Origin of the sequence: Acinetobacter lwoffii (assembly GCF_024129855.1) — a bacterium.
Taxonomy (GTDB): domain Bacteria; phylum Pseudomonadota; class Gammaproteobacteria; order Pseudomonadales; family Moraxellaceae; genus Acinetobacter; species Acinetobacter lwoffii_L.
Genome location: NZ_JAMXXC010000014.1, coordinates 58,951 through 77,156, shown reverse-complemented (window position 1 = coordinate 77,156; position 18,206 = coordinate 58,951). Strand labels below are relative to the sequence as shown.

At 44.0% G+C, this 18,206-nt stretch carries 14 protein-coding genes and 1 rRNA gene; 11 read left to right on the top strand and 4 right to left on the bottom strand.

Annotation, left to right across the window (positions count from 1 at the left end; genetic code table 11):
* Window positions 1-8: 8 nt before the first annotated feature.
* The 5 genes from rrf (at window position 9) to NI465_RS11265 (ending at window position 5,223) form a co-directional block, all read left to right on the top strand.
* Window positions 9-123 (top strand): 5S ribosomal RNA (gene rrf, locus NI465_RS11285).
* A 286-nt stretch (window positions 124-409) separates the two neighbouring features.
* Window positions 410-1,774 carry an MFS transporter gene (locus NI465_RS11280; protein WP_005094821.1) on the top strand — a complete coding sequence of 455 codons (1,365 nt, stop codon included), beginning with the start codon at window positions 410-412 and terminating at the stop codon, window positions 1,772-1,774.
* Window positions 1,775-2,117: 343 nt separating this feature from the next.
* Window positions 2,118-3,467: an aromatic acid/H+ symport family MFS transporter gene (locus NI465_RS11275; RefSeq protein ID WP_253145363.1), complete on the top strand. Its 1,350-nt coding sequence runs from the start codon at window positions 2,118-2,120 to the stop codon at window positions 3,465-3,467.
* A 144-nt stretch (window positions 3,468-3,611) separates the two neighbouring features.
* A complete protein-coding gene (locus NI465_RS11270) occupies window positions 3,612-4,841 on the top strand; it encodes a HEPN domain-containing protein (protein ID WP_253145361.1) in 1,230 nt (409 codons plus the stop codon).
* Between the two features lie 58 nt (window positions 4,842-4,899).
* Entirely contained in the window at window positions 4,900-5,223 is a 324-nt protein-coding gene (locus NI465_RS11265) for an ankyrin repeat domain-containing protein (RefSeq protein WP_243475240.1), read from the top strand.
* A 49-nt stretch (window positions 5,224-5,272) separates the two neighbouring features.
* Here the strand turns inward: NI465_RS11265 and NI465_RS11260 are convergent, their stop codons facing one another.
* Both NI465_RS11260 and NI465_RS11255 read right to left on the bottom strand, forming a co-directional pair.
* Entirely contained in the window at window positions 5,273-5,824 is a 552-nt protein-coding gene (locus tag NI465_RS11260; protein ID WP_005264505.1) for a type 1 glutamine amidotransferase domain-containing protein, read from the bottom strand.
* 367 nt (window positions 5,825-6,191) lie between these two features.
* Window positions 6,192-6,881 (bottom strand): TIGR04219 family outer membrane beta-barrel protein, encoded by a 690-nt coding sequence (locus NI465_RS11255; RefSeq protein WP_253145359.1) that lies wholly within the window; start codon window positions 6,879-6,881, stop codon window positions 6,192-6,194.
* Window positions 6,882-7,015: 134 nt separating this feature from the next.
* Between NI465_RS11255 and NI465_RS11250 the strand changes: the two genes are divergently transcribed.
* From NI465_RS11250 to zupT, 4 genes are all read left to right on the top strand, one after another.
* Complete coding sequence (locus NI465_RS11250; RefSeq protein WP_253145357.1) at window positions 7,016-8,464, top strand: aldehyde dehydrogenase family protein; 1,449 nt, start codon at window positions 7,016-7,018, stop codon at window positions 8,462-8,464.
* Between the two features lie 587 nt (window positions 8,465-9,051).
* The gene (locus tag NI465_RS11245; RefSeq protein WP_253145355.1) at window positions 9,052-10,527 is read left to right on the top strand and encodes a sodium-dependent transporter; all 1,476 of its coding nucleotides are present in this window, start codon (window positions 9,052-9,054) and stop codon (window positions 10,525-10,527) included.
* 10 nt (window positions 10,528-10,537) lie between these two features.
* The gene (locus NI465_RS11240) at window positions 10,538-10,648 is read left to right on the top strand and encodes a methionine/alanine import family NSS transporter small subunit (RefSeq protein ID WP_004647694.1); all 111 of its coding nucleotides are present in this window, start codon (window positions 10,538-10,540) and stop codon (window positions 10,646-10,648) included.
* A gap of 88 nt (window positions 10,649-10,736) precedes the next feature.
* Complete coding sequence (gene zupT, locus NI465_RS11235) at window positions 10,737-11,546, top strand: zinc transporter ZupT (RefSeq protein WP_005108262.1); 810 nt, start codon at window positions 10,737-10,739, stop codon at window positions 11,544-11,546.
* A 70-nt stretch (window positions 11,547-11,616) separates the two neighbouring features.
* Here the strand turns inward: zupT and rsmB are convergent, their stop codons facing one another.
* Window positions 11,617-12,924, bottom strand: coding sequence for a 16S rRNA (cytosine(967)-C(5))-methyltransferase RsmB (gene rsmB / locus NI465_RS11230; protein ID WP_253145354.1), 1,308 nt, complete (start codon window positions 12,922-12,924; stop codon window positions 11,617-11,619).
* On the bottom strand, window positions 12,921-13,883 hold the full coding sequence (gene fmt / locus NI465_RS11225; RefSeq protein WP_253145352.1) for a methionyl-tRNA formyltransferase: 963 nt from the start codon (window positions 13,881-13,883) through the stop codon (window positions 12,921-12,923). The genes rsmB and fmt overlap by 4 nt, the downstream gene beginning before the upstream one ends.
* Before the next feature lie 408 nt (window positions 13,884-14,291).
* Here fmt and ilvD (NI465_RS11220) point away from each other — a divergent pair, with 408 nt between their 5' ends.
* Both ilvD (NI465_RS11220) and ilvD (NI465_RS11215) read left to right on the top strand, forming a co-directional pair.
* Window positions 14,292-16,121, top strand: coding sequence for a dihydroxy-acid dehydratase (gene ilvD, locus NI465_RS11220; protein WP_080633081.1), 1,830 nt, complete (start codon window positions 14,292-14,294; stop codon window positions 16,119-16,121).
* 388 nt (window positions 16,122-16,509) lie between these two features.
* Window positions 16,510-18,195 (top strand): dihydroxy-acid dehydratase, encoded by a 1,686-nt coding sequence (gene ilvD, locus NI465_RS11215; protein WP_005108266.1) that lies wholly within the window; start codon window positions 16,510-16,512, stop codon window positions 18,193-18,195.
* Window positions 18,196-18,206: the final 11 nt, after the last annotated feature.

The following is an 18,206-nucleotide window of genomic DNA, read 5'->3' as shown; positions in this document are numbered from 1 at the left end:
CCAGTTGTGCTGGCGACCATAGCAAGAGTGAACCACCTGATCCCTTCCCGAACTCAGAAGTGAAACCTCTTAGCGCTGATGGTAGTGTGGGATTACCCATGTGAGAGTAAGTCATCGCCAGCTCATTATTCGAAACACCCCCTGTCAAATGATAGGGGGTGTTTTTTTATGCGTGGGTTTTGGTCAAATAGCTCTTGGAATTGTTGAATATTGATTAAAAACTAGACTCATGGGTTTAGATTTTTAAGGAATAAGTAAGACTTTAGTCGGATATTGCATGAAAAGTAGCTGTGTTGAACTAAGTTGTTGCGAAGACATGGCGATAAGAATCATTAAAAATAATAAATAAGAGTTAGGGTCATGTGTCGTGCTGAAAACAACGAAAAAAACTCACAGGAGGTGAGTAAAAATGGCAGAAAACATGAAGCGAGTAGCAAACACTGTAAGTGTGAATGATGTGATTGATCAGGCAAAATTCACTAAATTTCACTTAAGCATTGTATTATGGTGTTTGTTTATTGTCCTATTTGACGGATATGATTTAGCAATTAACGGTGTCGTTCTGCCTCTACTTATGCAAGAGTGGGGCATGAGTGCTGTTCAAGCAGGCATGCTTGCAAGTACAGCACTCGCTGGCATGATGTTTGGAGCCATGCTGTTTGGGATGCTTGCAGACAAAATTGGTCGTAAAAAAGTTATCTTGATTTGTGTTTCTTTATTTAGTGCTTTTACATTTTTAGGTGGATTTACCACTAATCCAACAGAATTTGGTATTTTACGTTTTATTGCTGGTTTAGGGATTGGTGGTGTATTACCAAACTTAGTCGCTTTAACGTCTGAATATGCACCTAAACGTTTAAAAAGCACACTGGTAACCACCATGTTTAGTGGTTATGCGGTGGGCGGTATTATGGCTGCATTATGCGGTACATGGTTTACACCAAGTTTTGGTTGGGAAATTATGTTCTTCATTGCAGGTATTCCATTACTTTTTGTTCCATTTTTTTGGAAGTTCTTACCTGAGTCTTTAACTTTCCTAGTTAAAGAACAAAAAGTGAATGAAGCACGTCGTTTTATAAAGCAAGTCGAGCCAACTGCAGACATACAAGAAGATACTGAACTGGTTCTAGCTAGCGCTGATCAGACCCAAAGTGCATCAGTAAAAGCTTTATTTACAGAAAATCGTGCCACAGGAACATTCTTATTTTGGATTGCTTTCTTTATGTGCTTACTCATGCTTTACGCACTTGGAAGCTGGCTACCAAAACTGATGATGGCAGCGGGATATTCTTTAGGTAGCAGTTTAATGTTCTTATTAGCACTGAATATTGGTGCCGTGATCGGAACCATTAGCGGTGGTATTTTGGCAGACCGTTTTGACTTTAAACCTGTTCTTATGAGTATGTTAACTGTCGGTGTACTATCTCTGGTTGGTTTGGGCTTTAATTCTCCAACCCCTGTTATTTATTTACTTGTGAGTTTAGCAGGTGCCTCATCTATTGGTACCAGTATCTTGTTATATAGCTATGTTGCTCAATACTATCCTGTTGCAGTACGTTCTACTGGTATTGGTTGGGCTTCTGCTGTAGGGCGTACAGGTGCAATTGTTGGCCCAATCGTGATTGGTATGCTACTTGGTATGGAGTTACCACATAAATGGAACTTTATCGCGGTAGCAATGCCAGGTATTATTGGTATCATCGCTATTTCAATGATTCGTAAGCCACAACCTGGTCGCGTGATGGTGAAAAAATTAAAAACAGCCAAAATTTAAACTCTCGTAATTAACCTACTCAGTTAAAAAAGCTCCTTACTTAAAGGGGCTTTTTCATATCTTTAGTATGAAATTAAATCAATATTCAATTGGTCAAAAGAATAAGCGGATTAATAGAGCTTAAATATTGGGCGAATTAAAAAATAAACATCAATTATTCAAAAGTTTATATTAATAATAGTGTGACATATCACGCAAATAAATGACATTTCCGAGAGCATAGCAGAATATCAATTAGTCTTATTGTGCCTTAAATCCTGCTTGCGTATATTGCCTGACATTGAAGATTGACTTCAGTCTTCAACAAGATGTTATGGACAAGTACTCATGGGAGATGAGAACGATGACAACGGAAAAAATAGATGTAAATTCTGTAGTCGATAATGCGAAATTCACGCCTTTCCACTTCAATGTAGTTGCTTGGTGTTTACTCATTATCTTATTTGATGGCTATGATCTCGCAATCAATGGTGTAGTTTTACCGTTATTGATGCAAGACTGGGGCTTAAGTGCAGTGCAGGCCGGAATGCTTGCAAGTACCGCACTGGCCGGCATGATGTTTGGTGCGATGATCTTTGGTTCCCTAGCGGACAAGATCGGTCGTAAGAAAGTGATCATGATCTGTATTGTATTATTTAGTGGTTTAACTTTTGCTGGCGGCTTTGCTTCAAACCCAACCGAATTCGGTATTTTACGTTTCCTTGCCGGTCTTGGTATTGGTGGCGTAATGCCAAACCTGGTGGCATTGACTTCGGAATATGCCCCACAAAAAATGCGTAGTACCCTGGTGACCACCATGTTTAGTGGTTATGCGGTCGGTGGCGTAATGGCTGCGTTATTGGGTTCATGGTTTACCCCAAGTTTTGGTTGGCAAATCATGTTCTTTATCGCGGGTATTCCACTGTTTTTATTGCCGGTAATCTGGAAATTCCTGCCTGAATCGCTTGCATTTATTGTGAAGCAGAACAAGCAGCCAGAAGCTCGTCGTATTGTACGTCGCTTGGCGCCAAATCTGACTGTTACCGAGAATACGACTTTCACTTTGCCACAGGAAAATGTGCCTGAAGCAGCCAACGTGGTGAGCTTGTTCCGTCGTGGTCGTGCGGTCAATACTTTACTATTCTGGGTCGCGTTCTTCACTTGTCTGTTAACCATGTATGCACTGAGCAGCTGGTTACCGAAGTTAATGATGGCAGCGGGCTACTCGATGGACAACAGCTTGATGTTCATGATGGTGATGAACGTTGGTGCGGTTGTGGGTATTGTCGGTGGTGGTATTCTGGCGGATCGTTTCCACCTGAAACCGGTACTGATGGTTCTGGGCATGATGGGTGCGATTGTAATGAGCTCAATGGGCTTTGCATCTAACCAGTTCTTGCTTTACATTTTGGTGTTCCTGGCTGGTGCAGCGTCAATTGGTTCGCAAATGTTGCTGTATAGCTATGTGGCGCAGTTCTACCCACTTGCAGTACGTTCAACAGGTATTGGCTGGTCTTCTGCGATTGGTCGTATGGGCGCGATTGTAGGCCCAATCCTGATTGGTGGCTTACTGGGTATGAACCTGCCTGCTTACTTCAACTTTATGGCAGTCGGTTTGCCGGTGCTGATCACTGCAATTGCGGTTGCCTTGATCATGCATGACGATGAATCTGAAAAGATTGGTTCAGTCGAGCCAGCAGTGTCTAAAGCTTAAGAATTTGAGTTTTAAAAAGAAGCCTCCGAAAGGGGGCTTTTTTATAAGAGGTATACTATTTAGAATGATATATACACTTTAAATTTAATAAATTTTATGAATAGAAGTAAAGCTAAAAGAATATTGCAAAGAATGGTTAACTCATTGTTTAAGTTGCAAGCTTTCGTAAAGATAAATAGCTTTAATGATATAAAAAATCTTGATGATTATTTTGGACAAGAGCTGACTTTATCAAAAGAAAAAACAATTTTCATTACTACTGATACAAGAAACACTTTAAGGTCCATCACCAGTGAATTGATTGTTTATTATGATTTAGAAGATTACATCACTTTTTCTGAGATTTTCTCTAATGTTAAAAAAATATATGCTGACTATATCCTGAATAAAAAATCTCCAGAAAATATGATAGATGATGTCTATGAGTTATCAAAGAAAGAAATAAGAGTATTTAATAATATTAACTGCTGTGAAGGTATAAAGCTTAACGGCATAGAACAATTAAACTGTGGAGAATATAAAATAATTTCTTCTGATTTTTCAACATTTCTTAAAGCCTATGGAAAAGAAGAAGCTGATTTTTATGAGATGATGAAAGATTATCTATGGATTTGTGGAAGTGAAACAGGAAGTAAGAAGCAGGTAGAATATAAATTTGATTACAAAGCTAATCTAATTACTAGTTTTTTGAGTATCTGTTTGCAAACTATAAATAAAAAATCAATATTAAATTATAGGATTCAAGCTTTAAATTCTTCTTCTAGCCATAAATCTCGTAACCTTCGTTTACAGTGGGCAAACGAAAGTCAATATGGAAGTTTTTCTTATTCATTTCCTAAATTTTCCAATGCTGAAATTGATTTAGAAATATTAAAATACTTTAAAACCAATTTATTCTTTGATGAGTTTTTTACTATTTTAGAAAAAGAATTAAAAACCGAAGTAGAAGATGCGATTATTAAATCTGTATATTGGTTTTGTGAAGCTACAAAAGATAATAATGATACTATGAAATTTATTAAATTATGGTCATGTATTGAGTGCTTCTTCTCTATTACACAAGATGAAATATCTGAATCAAATGCAAAAGGTCTTGCCTGTATATTGGTATATGGTGGTTATCGAATCCATGATATTGAAAATTATAGAGAGGTAAAATCTAAAATTAAAAAAATGTATAAGAAAAGATCTAAAGCTTTACATAGAGCATATTGGTCTGACATAGAAGCTAACGATGTAGTGGAGTTAGCAGATTGGACTGCTTGGTTGATTATCAGTATTTTAGGTTTAGCAGTTGTAGGTAACTATACAAGACTGTCCCAAATTAAAGAACAGACCGTCAGATTAGATAATATTCATAATGAAATACAATAGAAATTAACTTTTTGACATTGTAAAATATTTATTAATAAATAATAAATTTGATCTCATTATGAAACTCAATTCAATCTCCCCAATCCCTGAAGATGATGACGAACTGCATCTTCCTGAACTGGTGTACTGGGCATCTTTAGGCGATGTTGAACAGGTCGAGCAGGCGCTACACGAAGGTCTGGACGTCAACTCCGCCGATGAAGAAGGCTATAGCGCCTTACAGGCTGCCGCTGAAAATGATCATCTGGAAGTGGTCAAACTCTTGGTCAGCAAAGGCGCAGATATTGCGCATCGTAGTCCAAATACTGCTTTAGAACTGGCAGAAATGGCCGGCAATAAAGAGGTGGTGGCTTATCTGAAAAGTCTGGCCGGTGGTGTCTGAATATAAAAAAAGAACCTCAATGCTGAGGTTCTTTTTTTATGGTATGAGCTTAGGCAGCATCGCCTTCAAGTTCTTTTAAAATCGCTTCATTGAAAGCCGGCAAATCGTCCGGATTGCGTGAAGTAATCAGTACCCAGTCACCGGTATTGCAGCGATGAACTTCTTCATCGACCCATTTCCCGCCGGCATTTTCCAGATCCAGCTTGATGCTCTTATAGGAAGTCAGATTCTTGTCTTTGATACGCTGTGCATCAATCAAAGTCCATGGCCCATGACAGATCGCGGCAATCGGTTTGTGATTGTCGGCAAAATGCTGAATGATTTTTTGCGCATCCTGATTGATTCTCAAGGTATCCGCGTTGACTGTACCGCCGGGAATCACCAAAAGATCATAATCATTCAGATCGACGTGTTCAAGACTGGTATCCGGCGTATATTGGGTGGCAGCTTTGGTATCACCTTTGACCGTCGCGACATCTTCATTTTTTTCGGCAGCATGAATCACTTCAAAACCTTTGGACTTTAGAAAATTTAAAGGCTCAGTGAGTTCATCATGTTCAATGCCTTGATTGGATGTAATAAAGAGGACCTTTTTTACCATGATTGCTGTTCCCAAAAAATGTGAGGATTTTTAGCTTAACAACAAGGGGATTCTTACAATGTTGGAGTTTTAGCTCGGAACTGTTAAGCAATGATAAATAAAATAATAGGCAGAAAAAAAAGCCCCGACATCCTGTCGGGGCTTTTTCGTATCTCGTGATTTAGGTATAACTCCTGTCGTACCTCACGTCCTGGTGTTGCGATGTTATTCTTGTTTTTAGGTCTTCTGGAGCATCCTGCTCTCTATGTTTATAAAGTAATACACATCCCGGTGGCGCACTAGCAGCAGATTGCGGTTATTGCTGTACGCTTTGGCTTACATCAGCGCAGAGAAATTAAACTGTGCAAACTTAACCGGTTGTATTGCATTAAAAATGTATATCTAAGCCGATATAAGGGCCTTTAAATTCCAGCTGTAAGTCTGGACGTTGATCCTGTTCAAAATCTACCTGCATGAGGCGATAACCGATTTTGGCACCGACATCGACCAGCAGATTATCAATGAAATCATATTGCAATTCTGCCTGTACGTCGGTTTTTCGGGTATCGCTGCCGCGACTGTAAACCGCTTCTGCTTTGGCACTCATACCGGTAAAGGGCAATTTAACCCCGGCTGTTGCATAGAGCAGTGGGCTATATTCATCCAGATCGTATTGCGTGAAAGCGCCGGCAGTCCGGTTTTCCACCGTACCATCCAGATTGGTTAAACCTGCACCTATATCCGCATGCACAATGGTATCCAGCAATTCGTAATACAGAATATAGTCAATATTGTTCAGCTCGATATCTGAGGCATTGACAGGAGAACTCTGTTCGCTGGTGCTGTCCAGATTGACGTATTTAATCTTGGCATTTGGTAACAATGGCACAGGATGTTCTACAGCGACAGATAGCTGCGCTGTACCTTGTCGATCTAGCTCATGCTTGAAATTGTTATCCTGACTATAGCCGTCAAAATCCCAGTAACTGAGATCTGCTTTCACGCCGATTATATCTGCATGACTGAGCGTACTGAGTCCAAAACCGAAGAATAAGGTGGTGAGTATTTTTGCGCGCATGGCTCTATTCCCTAAAGCTTTATTAAAATTGGAGGTGTCTGGTTACTTAAAAACATCTTCTTAATATGGAGTAGCAAGTGCATGATATAGAGAATTTCAAAAATGTATATCCTTGGATTTTGCAGGACAATAAGATGGTAGCGAGAAGCACACAACAAACGAAAGAGTATGCATTATATGTCGCCGGTCAGGCCGTTCAGACGGGTGAATGGTTAGAGGTCAAACATAAATATAACCACGAACTGTATGCCCGTGTCGCCTTGGCTGATGCCAATACACTGGAACAGGCGATTCAGTCTGCCGTAGATGCTGAAGCCGAAATGGCTGCCTTGGAGCCGTTTCAGAAACAGAAAATTCTGCTGCATTGCGTACGCCGTTTTCGTGAGATTCATGAAGAACTGACCGAAATTCTGATTGCAGAAGGGGGCAAACCGCGTAAAGCAGCTGAAGCCGAAGTTGAGCGTCTGATTAATACCTTTCAGATTGCCGCAGATGCCGTGACCCAGGTTGATCAGGGACGTATGCTGCCTTTGGCCGTGACTGCGGCAGCATCCGGTTATCGGGGCATTGTAAAACAGGTGCCGATTGGTGCAGTGTCTTTGATTAGTCCGTTTAATTTTCCTTTAAACCTGACCGCGCATAAAATTGCTCCTGCGATTGCAGCCGGTTGTCCCTTTGTACTGAAACCACCTAGCCTGACCCCGATTTCTGCCTTAAAAATTGCTGAAATTCTGGCGGAAACCGATTTACCGCGAGGTGCGTTTTCGGTATTGCCCTGTCCGCGAGAGCTGGCTGATCTACTGGTCACCGATGAGCGTTTTAAATTACTCAGTTTTACCGGTTCCGATGCCGTTGGTTGGGATATGAAAGCGCGTGCCGGTCGTAAAAAAGTGGTCTTGGAACTGGGTGGCAATGCTGCTGTCATGATTGAGCCGGATACCGAAATTAATGATGCCTTGATTAACCGTTTGATTGGTGGGGCGTATAACCATGCCGGACAGGTGTGTATCAGTGTGCAACGCATTCTGGTGCATCAGCAGATTTATGCTGAAGTGAAGGACAAACTGCTGGCAAAACTGAAAACGATTAAAGCCGCTGATCCGAATTTAAGCACAACGCTGGTCGGCCCGATGATCAAGGAAGATGAAGCCAAGCGCCTAAAAAAATGGCTGGATAAAGCCGTGAAAAAAGATGCGAAAATCCTGATTGGAGGTGAATTGAATGGCGTGATGTTCGCACCGACTTTGCTGGAAAATGTAGACCACAGTCTGGAAATCTATCGTGATGAAGCCTTTGGCCCGGTGGCAATTCTGGAAGCGTATGCTGATTTCGAATCCGGTATTGCCTGTATCAACCGCAGCCGTTTTGGCTTGCAAGCTGGAGTGTATACTCAGAATCTGAACAAGATGCTGTATGCCTGGGATCATCTGCATGTGGGCGGTGTCATCATCAATGATATTCCATCTTTCCGAGTCGATAACATGCCTTATGGCGGGGTTAAAGATTCAGGTCTGGGCCGTGAAGGGATTCAGTCAGCCATTCGCGACATGCAGGAAGAGCGCATGCTGGTGATTAAAGCCTAAGTTCAGAATATTCATCGCTTCGATATCACAGGTGGCTGGTTTTTAAATCTGCTTGTGATATCTGAGCCGGTTTTTAAAGAGGTTAAAGTTCCATGAGAGACTTTGATTTCCCATATCACAGCTTGGTCACGCGCCTTACTATAAGCTGTTTCATCGTCCAATAATGATCTAAAAACAGATGCTGGATTAGAGTCTTGCAATACATTTTTTAAAACAGCGACCCTGTAGTAAAACTTAAGAAAAAATATATTCCAAAAAGTTTGTCAATATATAACTTGTTTAATCTGGCTTATTTCGCAGAATTATTGAACGCTTAATTCGAATAGATTATAAATAACGAATATTTTAAGCAGAATTTACAGAAAAAATTTAAAAAAGTCAGTATTGTTGAATCATCTACAAGGTCAGTTTTTCGATCAGACTTTAAGCAAGATGTAAGACCTGCTGACCTGTTTGTACATTAGAATTCGACGCCCACAAGGTGCCCTCTAATTCAAACACCCAAAATTATTGAAAATGCTTCTTTTTTTGCTTGCGCCATAACCATAACAAGCAGCATCTAAAGGGGTTAAAAGTTTAGGTGTTCTATGACAGAAACTCGTGAGAATTGGTCCGCACGATCAGGATTCATTATTGCAGCGATTGGTTCCGCCGTTGGCTTGGGGAATATCTGGCGTTTCCCTTATGTTGCCTATGAAAATGGCGGCGGGGCATTCCTGATCCCTTATCTGATTGCGATTTTCGCAGCAGGTTTACCTTTATTGTTTTTAGATTATGCGGTCGGACATAAGTTCCGCAAAGCGCCGCCTATGGCCTATAAAAAACTCATGAATGCCGAATCCCTGGGTTGGTGGCAGGTCATGGTCACTCTGGTGATCGGGATTTACTATGCCAGCGTCTTGTCCTGGGCCGGCAGTTATATGTTCTATTCCTTTGGACAGCAGTGGGGCACAGATACCCAGGGCTTCTTCTTCAATACTTACCTACAAAATGGTGAGGGTCTGACTCTCGGTTTTGTACCTGTGCTGTTCTTTGGTCTAGTGGTCGTTTGGGCAGCAGTCATGCTGATTCTTTACGGTGGAGTACGCCGTGGGGTGGAACTGGCGAATAAAATCTTTATGCCATTGCTGGTGATTTTATTCACGATCCTGGTGATTCAGGCAGTCCGTTTACCGGGTGCAGTCGATGGTTTAAATGCTTTCTTCACGCCGAACTGGGAAGCGATGGCCAACTATAAAGTCTGGTTAGCCGCTTTTGGTCATATCTTCTTCTCATTGTCAGTGGGCTTCGGGATCATGTTGACCTATGCATCTTACCTGAAACGCAAAACTAACCTGACCGGTTCAGGCATTGTGGTGGCATTGGCTAACTCGTCTTTTGAAATCCTGGCGGGTATTGGTGTCTTTGCAGCACTTGGTTTTATGGCGTTCAGTTCAGGCGCTAAAGTTGAAGATGTGGTGTCTGGCGGTATTGGTCTGGCCTTTATTGCGTTTCCAAAAATCATTTCCAGTTTAGGTGCAGGTGGTGACCTGTTCGGTTTCCTGTTCTTTGGTTCATTGACGGTGGCGGGTATTACCTCGATGGTGAGCATCCTGCAAGTTCCGATTGCTGCGTTCCAAGACAAACTGGGCTGGTCAAAGAACAAGTCAGTGACGATTATTGCGGGTGGTTCAGCGGTGATTTCTACCCTGATGTTCTCGACACATAGTGCCATTACCTTTGTCGATATCATCGATTACTTTGCCAATAACATCGGTATTGTTGGTGGTGGTCTGTTATCGATTATTCTGTTGTCGTGGTTCCGTCGTCCATTAATGAAACAGCTGGAAGGCCATGTGAATGAGTTTGCCAGCGTGAAACTAGGTACGAGCTGGAACTTCATGCTGACGGTGATCACGCCGTTGTCATTATTGCTGGCATTGGGCCTGACCCTGAAATCGATCATGGCAGAAGGTTATGGTGGCTATACTGCCAGTACCCTATGGATGGTAGGCGGAGGAGTGATGGCATTCTTTATTCTGGGTGCCATTCTGTTCAGCCTGATCAAAGACCGTCACAGCTAGGAGAGCGACTATGAATACATCTGCACTAATCATGATGATCATCTCCATCGTTTTATTATGGGGTGGTCTGGTACTGGCTGTGATTCATCTGGCAAAAAATCCGGAAGAACCAGAAGACTAAAAATCTTCACATAAACCTACTGTTACCATAAATGGAAGTCATTATCATCCTTGATGATAATGACTTTTTTAATGGCTGATGATTTGACATGATTTCCGTTTCAGATGGACAAGTCTATACAGCCTTTGCCGTGACTTTATTTGCCGGGCTGGCCACCGTGGTGGGTGGGGGACTGGTATTATTCTTAAAAAAACCTAATTTCCGTTTGCTGGCCTTTGGTCTGGCCTTTGCTGCCGGGGCCATGATCTATGTCTCTTTAACCGAAATTCTGAACAAATCGATCGCGTCCTTTAGCTTAGATTTTGATGAAAAAACCGGTTTTGCCTTTGGCACTTTTGCTTTTTTACTGGGCGTAGTTCTGGTGTTGTTGCTGGATCGCTTTGTGCCGAATCCACATGACACCATTGAAACCCATTCTGCCAAGGGCGTCAGTTCACCCCAATTACTGCGTACCGGCATGCTGACGCTGTTTGCGATTAGCGCACATAACCTGCCGGAAGGACTGGCGACGTTTTTTGCCACGCTGGAAAGCCCGGCTTTGGGCGCACCGTTGGCGGTGGCAATTGCGATTCATAATGTACCAGAAGGCGTCGCGATTGCCTTACCAGTGTATATGGCCACGGGCCGTAAAGATTATGCCCTCTGGGCCAGTCTAGTCTCGGGTCTGGCCGAGCCTCTGGGTGCAGCCTTGGGATATTTTATTCTGGCACCTTATATGAGTGAAACCGTTTATGGCCTGATCTTTGGGGTGATTGGCGGGGTGATGGTCTATCTGGCATTAGATGAATTATTACCAACGGCGAAACGCTATTCTGAAGGGCATGAAACGGTCTATGGATTGGTGAGTGGCATGGCTGCCTTGGCGAGCAGTCTGGTGATTTTTAAGTTTATTCAATAAGCCATATATTCACTAAATCACGCGCCATAAAAAAAGCAGCTTGCGCTGCCTTTCATTTTAAACACATGACTTATGCAGTTTTTTCTATACGGCAATAGAAGAAACCGTCGCCTTGATCTGCTTTCGGCAACAACTGACGACCATGAATCTGTTCGATACCCCAATCGGCTTCGATTTTGATTTCTTTGGCATCGGCATGTTGAGCAAAGAACTCGACCATCTGCTGTTCGTTTTCGGCTTTTAGAATTGAACAGGTGATGTACAGCAACGTACCGCCAACTTTCAGTTGCTGCCACATATTTTCCAGAATCTGCTTTTGCAGCTGTACCGTTTGCGGAATATCTGTAGAGTGACGTAGCAAGCGAATATCCGGATGACGACGGATCACACCAATTGCGGAACATGGTGCATCCAGCACGATACAATCCACCGACTCAGGTGCTGTCCAAGTGATCGCATCAGCCGCGATAATTTCAACGTCGGCATATTCAGTTAATAGTAAACGTTCCAGATTTTCTGCCACACGGACTAAACGTTTGGCATCCTGGTCAATCGCATACAGCTTTTTCGGGCTATATTTTTCCAATATATGCGCAGTCTTACCACCCGGAGCGGCGCAGGCATCGACCACGACTTTGCCTTCAAGGTCAGGAAGCAAGGTCGCACACAGCTGAGCATGTTCATCCTGAACCGAGAAACCACCGGCTTCATAGCCTGGCAGGTTCGGAATATGCACATTCTGTTCCAGAACGATACCAACTTCGGAAAGAGTACAGGCACGTGCCTCATAGCCTTCTTCTTCCAGAATTTCCAGATATTCATCACGGCTGACCTGATTGACATTGACACGCAAGGTGAGCGGTGCAATCTGTTTCAAGTCATGTGACAGTTCGGCAAGCTGTTCCGGCCAGTCTTTCTTTAAACGCTTGTAGAGCCAGCTTGGCAGGCCATGCGCCTGATTTAAAGCCAGGTCAAATTCTTCTGTTTCACGTGAAACACGACGCAGCACCGCATTGACCAGACCGCTTAAAGGTTCAAAGCCCAGCTGTTTGGCAGCAGTTACGGTTTCTGAAATCGCAGCATGTGCCGGAATACGGGTACATAGAATCTGGTACAAACCCAAATATAAGCAGCTTTCTAGCGCCTGGTTATCGAGAGGTTTGGTTAAGAGCGGCAGGGTGATGGCTTTCAGGCCATGCCACTGACGTAAACAGCCTAGAGTTAACTCGTGATACAGACCACGGTCACGTTCAGACACAATGTTGATATGTTGATTGAGTACAGAAGCAAGTGATTGGCCATTTTGTACAGCCAATAGGGTTTTTACAACTTGCGCGCGCAAATTCAAATTTTTAGCTGATGATTGAATTTGGCTCATGCGAATTTATATCCTACCGATAGTTTTTGAGTTTGATTAATTTGAACAGCATTCAGGGCTTTGCCGCCTGGCCATTGCAGATTGGTGATACAGATGGCATTTTGATCGCCACACATTACATGCACGCCGTCTTTATCCAGAGCAATTACTTCACCAGGCAGGGCATTGCTTGTCTTTTGCGTAGAAAGCGAGGAATTCCAGATGCGTAAATTGTTGCTGTCATCCAGTGGGGTAAATGCCACCGGCCATGGATTAAAAGCACGAATATTACGGTCAATGGCTGCTGCAGGCTGGGTCCAGTCAATTTGTGCTTCAGCTTTTGATAGTTTATGCGCGTAAACCGTCAGGCTTTCATCCTGGACTTCGCGAATCTCAAGATAGTGCTGTAAGGTCTGTTCCGATTCAAGCACGGCCACAATCGCCTCAGCACCTTGCAGCGCCAGTTTGTCATGCAGGCTGGCAGAAGTATCCTCGGCAGTAATCGGACATCGTGTTTTATACATCATATCCCCGGTATCCAGACCGGCTGCCATTTTCATAATGGTTACACCGGTCTCGGCATCGCCAGTGGCAATCGCGCGCTGAATCGGGGCTGCACCGCGCCAGCGTGGCAACAGCGAACCATGAATATTCAGGCAACCATATTTTGGCGTATCCAGAACTACTTGTGGCAGGATCAGGCCATAAGCTGCCACCACCATCACATCTGCATTTAAGGCTTTAAGTTCCGCTTGCGCCGCCAGACCTTCTTCAGTCGATGACTTGAAATGTAAAGGCTGATAGACCGAAAGATGATGTTCAAGCGCTAACTGCTTCACCGCAGATGCCGTGAGCTTTTGTCCACGTCCGGCCTTGCGGTCCGGTTGAGTATAGACCGCCACAATTTCATGTTCGGTTCTAAGCAACGCAGCCAATGCAGTCGCTGCAAATTCTGGTGTGCCTGCAAATATGATCTTCACACATGAAATTCCAAATAAACTTAAAAGCTATTATAAGCCAAAAGCCAAATTTCAGCCTAATCCTTACCAAAACTTATCCGAGAAGCTTGGTGAGTACTTGAATTTCGGTGGAATTTTTATATAAAAAAAACTCATGCAAATTGTAAAAATTATTCATGAAAGTTTTGTATTGTCCTGATGATGATGGCGGTATAGTAGATTTCATTAAGAAATTTTTATCGTCAGATCATCCAAACCTCTCTATAGACATTTTTGCCTGCATCTACACCCAAAAGGCCATCTTGTAAATCAAGGGCTTGTAGTATGATAGGTTTAAAATTCAACTGATTTAAGCTCCTTGTCAGTATGATTTAGCCAGAGTGGATCTGCCCGATTCATTGCAAGCTCAAACTTTGTTGGAAATATAAAATGCCTGACTATCGTTCAAAAACATCGACACACGGAAGAAATATGGCTGGCGCACGCGGTTTATGGCGTGCCACCGGCATGAAAGATGAAGATTTCGGTAAGCCGATTATTGCGGTGGTGAACTCGTTCACCCAGTTTGTACCGGGTCACGTTCATTTGAAAGACTTAGGTCAGCTGGTGGCACGTCAAATTGAAGCGTCAGGCGGCGTGGCCAAAGAATTCAATACTATTGCTGTCGATGATGGCATCGCGATGGGTCATGACGGCATGCTATATTCATTGCCTTCACGGGATCTGATTGCAGACTCGGTCGAGTACATGGTCAATGCGCATTGTGCCGACGCAATGGTGTGTATCTCGAACTGTGACAAGATCACCCCGGGGATGTTAATGGCTTCAATGCGTCTGAACATTCCGGTGGTATTTGTCTCTGGCGGTCCAATGGAAGCGGGCAAGGTCAAAATCCGTGGCAATGAAAAAGCCATCGACCTGGTTGATGCCATGATTGTTGCAGCAGATGACAGCTTCACTGATGAAGAAGTCGCTGAATATGAGCGTTCAGCTTGCCCAACCTGTGGTTCATGTTCAGGCATGTTCACTGCAAACTCGATGAACTGTTTGACTGAAGCACTTGGTTTATCGCTTCCGGGTAATGGTTCAACCCTGGCAACCCACGCAAATCGTAAAAAATTATTCGAGCGTGCGGGTCAACTGATTGTTGAAATCACTAAACGTCATTATGAGCAAAATGACTACAGCTTGTTGCCACGTTCAATCGCAACCAAAGCAGCGTTTGAAAATGCCATGACTTTAGACATTTCCATGGGTGGTTCAACCAATACTGTTCTGCATTTGTTGGCAGCAGCACACGAGGCTGAAGTCGACTTTACTATGACCGATATCGACCGTTTGTCACGTAATGTGCCGGTACTATGTAAAGTTGCGCCGGCGAAACAGGATGTCCATATGGAAGATGTACACCGTGCCGGTGGCATCATGTCGATTCTGGGCGAACTGGATCGTGCTGGCTTACTGGATACTTCTGTTCCAACGGTCCATGAAAAAACTTTAAAAGATGCCTTGGATAAATGGGACATCATCCGTACTGAAGATGAAGACGTCTATCAATTCTTTAAGTCAGCGCCGGGCGGTGTACCAACGCAAACCGCATTCTCGCAAGACCGTTATTATGCACGTTTAGATGGTGACCGTGACAATGGTGTGATCCGTAATGCAGCCAATGCATTCTCGCAAGATGGTGGCCTGGCAGTACTTTATGGCAACATCGCACTAGAAGGCTGTATCGTAAAAACAGCAGGTGTGGATGATTCAATCCTGAAATTCAACGGGACTGCACGTGTGTTTGAAAGTCAGGATGCTGCAGTTGAAGCCATTCTTGGCGGCAAAATCACTGCGGGTGATGTTGTGGTGATTCGTTACGAAGGTCCACGTGGTGGTCCGGGCATGCAGGAAATGCTGTACCCGACCAGTTATCTCAAATCGAAAGGTTTGGGTAAAGACTGTGCACTTTTAACAGATGGCCGTTTCTCGGGTGGTTCATCTGGTCTGTCGATTGGTCACGTGTCTCCTGAAGCAGCGGAAGGTGGTGCGATTGGTCTGGTTGAAGATGGTGACCGTATCGAAATTGATATTCCAAACCGTACCATTCACCTGGCAGTGGATGATGCAACCATGGCAGCACGTCGTGAAGCCCAAGAAGCCAAAGGCTGGCAGCCTGCTGAACAGCGTCCTCGTAAAGTGTCTAAAGCACTCAAAGCGTATGCGATGCATACCACCAGTGCCTCGAAAGGTGCAGTACGTGATATCTAATTTGTAATTTTACAGATTTAAAAAGCACTCCAGATGGGGTGCTTTTTTTTATTTGAAATTTATAGATTCAATAAGACGGGGTCTTAAAGGAAATTGTTTAATTGCAGTTTATAACCTTCGGTTCGACCTACTTTTGTTTCGGCAAAAGTAGGCAAAACCACTATCATCTGCAAAACTCGTCCGAAACTAGCATTTTTCACTTATATCGCAGAAACAGTAAATATTAATTGTAGTCCTGCCTCGGACAGTTGCAGATGACTTTGGCATGTATCGAATATTATAGAAGCAGCTGAAAGCTGTATTGCTTTGTTTTAATTCTATACAATGTCCTTAAAATAAATTGTCCAAGACTGACGCTTAAAATTGGTCATCGCCCAGGAAGAGAATAATGAGTAAAGATAATATCCGCGAGCATTCAGCCCCCGTTTATGAAGGCATTGAAAATGCACCGGCGCGTTCCATGATGCGTGCTACCGGTTTTAAAGATGCCGATTTTAAACGTCCATTTATTGGCATCGCTTCGACCTGGGCCAATGTCACGCCTTGTAATATGCATATTGATGGTCTGGCCAGAACTGTAGAACAGGGCGTGAGTGCTGCGGGTGGCAAGGGCATTATCTTTAATACCATTACCATTTCAGATGGTATTTCCAATGGTACGGAAGGCATGAAATATTCACTGCTATCACGGGAAGTGATCGCAGACTCCATTGAAACGGTCGTGGGTTGCCAGGCTTATGATGGAGTCATCGCGATTGGTGGCTGTGATAAAAACATGCCGGGTTGCATCATGGGACTGGCACGTCTAAACCGCCCCGGTCTGTTTATTTATGGTGGAACCATCAAACCCGGCGAAGGCCATACCGACATGATTTCGGTATTTGAAGCAGTCGGTCAATATGCCAAAGGTGAAATTAACGCGATTCAAGTCAAGCATATTGAAGAAGTATCCTTGCCGGGTCCGGGCTCTTGTGGCGGCATGTATACGGCCAACTCGATGGCCTCTGCAATTGAAGCACTCGGTATGAGCTTGCCGGGCTCCTCGGCACAGGAAGCGATTTCGGATGACAAGCAAATCGACTGTGCCCGTGCCGGTGAAGCAGTCATGAATCTGTTACGACTGGATATCAAGCCACGTGACATCATGACCAAGGCTGCTTTTGAAAATTCGATCAAGGTCTTGATTGCGCTGGGTGGTTCGACCAATGGCGTGTTGCATCTGCTAGCCATGGCGCATACCGCAGGGGTGGAACTGAGTCTGGATGATTTCGTGCGGATTGGTAAAGATATTCCGGTGGTGGCCGATGTGCGTCCATCCGGGAAATATTTAATGTCAGAACTGATTGCGATTGGTGGGATTCAACCACTGATGAAGCGCATGCTGGATGCCGGCATGCTGGATGGGTCCTGTTTAACGGTCACAGGTAAGACGCTGGCAGAAAACCTGGCCGATGTGCAGGACTATCCGGAAGGTCAGCAGATTATTCTGCCTTTTGATGCGCCCGTGAAAAAAGATTCCCATCTGGTGATTTTGAAAGGCAATCTGTCGCCGAAGGGCGCTGTGGCCAAGATTACCGGTAAGGAAGGTCTGCATTTTGCTGGCCCGGCACGGGTCTTTGAAGGCGAGCAGGGTGCCATGCGCGGGATTCTGGATGGCGAAGTCCAGCCGGGTGAAGTGGTGGTGATTCGTGGCGTCGGCCCTAAAGGTGGTCCGGGCATGCCGGAAATGCTGAAACCGACTTCTGCGATTATTGGTAAAGGTCTGGGCGCTTCGGTGGCTTTAATTACTGACGGACGCTTCTCTGGCGGCAGTCATGGTTTTGTGATTGGTCATGTGACGCCAGAAGCTTATGAGGGCGGCCCGATTGGTCTGGTGCAAAATGGTGATCAGATTTCAATTAACGCGGAAACTCGGGAAATGACCTGGCATGTCGCGGAAGAAGAAATTGCTGCACGTCAAGCGGCCTGGACCAAACCTCAGCCAAACTATACCCACGGTGCGCTGGCTAAATTCGCCAAACTGACTTCAGGTGCAGAAACCGGGGCGGTCACTGACCTGAATCTTGACCTCTAATCCATTGTTAA

What these genes read in the sequence shown, in the direction of transcription:
- NI465_RS11240 (WP_004647694.1), top strand. Translation starts at nt 10,538, where the DNA reads ATGAATACATCTGCACTAATCATGATGATCATCTCCATCGTTTTATTA.
- NI465_RS11260 (WP_005264505.1), bottom strand. Translation starts at nt 5,824, where the DNA reads ATGGTAAAAAAGGTCCTCTTTATTACATCCAATCAAGGCATTGAACAT.
- rsmB (WP_253145354.1), bottom strand. Translation starts at nt 12,924, where the DNA reads ATGAGCCAAATTCAATCATCAGCTAAAAATTTGAATTTGCGCGCGCAA.
- NI465_RS11280 (WP_005094821.1), top strand. Translation starts at nt 410, where the DNA reads ATGGCAGAAAACATGAAGCGAGTAGCAAACACTGTAAGTGTGAATGAT.
- ilvD (WP_080633081.1), top strand. Translation starts at nt 14,292, where the DNA reads ATGCCTGACTATCGTTCAAAAACATCGACACACGGAAGAAATATGGCT.
- zupT (WP_005108262.1), top strand. Translation starts at nt 10,737, where the DNA reads ATGATTTCCGTTTCAGATGGACAAGTCTATACAGCCTTTGCCGTGACT.
- NI465_RS11255 (WP_253145359.1), bottom strand. Translation starts at nt 6,881, where the DNA reads ATGCGCGCAAAAATACTCACCACCTTATTCTTCGGTTTTGGACTCAGT.
- NI465_RS11250 (WP_253145357.1), top strand. Translation starts at nt 7,016, where the DNA reads ATGGTAGCGAGAAGCACACAACAAACGAAAGAGTATGCATTATATGTC.
- NI465_RS11245 (WP_253145355.1), top strand. Translation starts at nt 9,052, where the DNA reads ATGACAGAAACTCGTGAGAATTGGTCCGCACGATCAGGATTCATTATT.
- NI465_RS11265 (WP_243475240.1), top strand. Translation starts at nt 4,900, where the DNA reads ATGAAACTCAATTCAATCTCCCCAATCCCTGAAGATGATGACGAACTG.
- NI465_RS11275 (WP_253145363.1), top strand. Translation starts at nt 2,118, where the DNA reads ATGACAACGGAAAAAATAGATGTAAATTCTGTAGTCGATAATGCGAAA.
- ilvD (WP_005108266.1), top strand. Translation starts at nt 16,510, where the DNA reads ATGAGTAAAGATAATATCCGCGAGCATTCAGCCCCCGTTTATGAAGGC.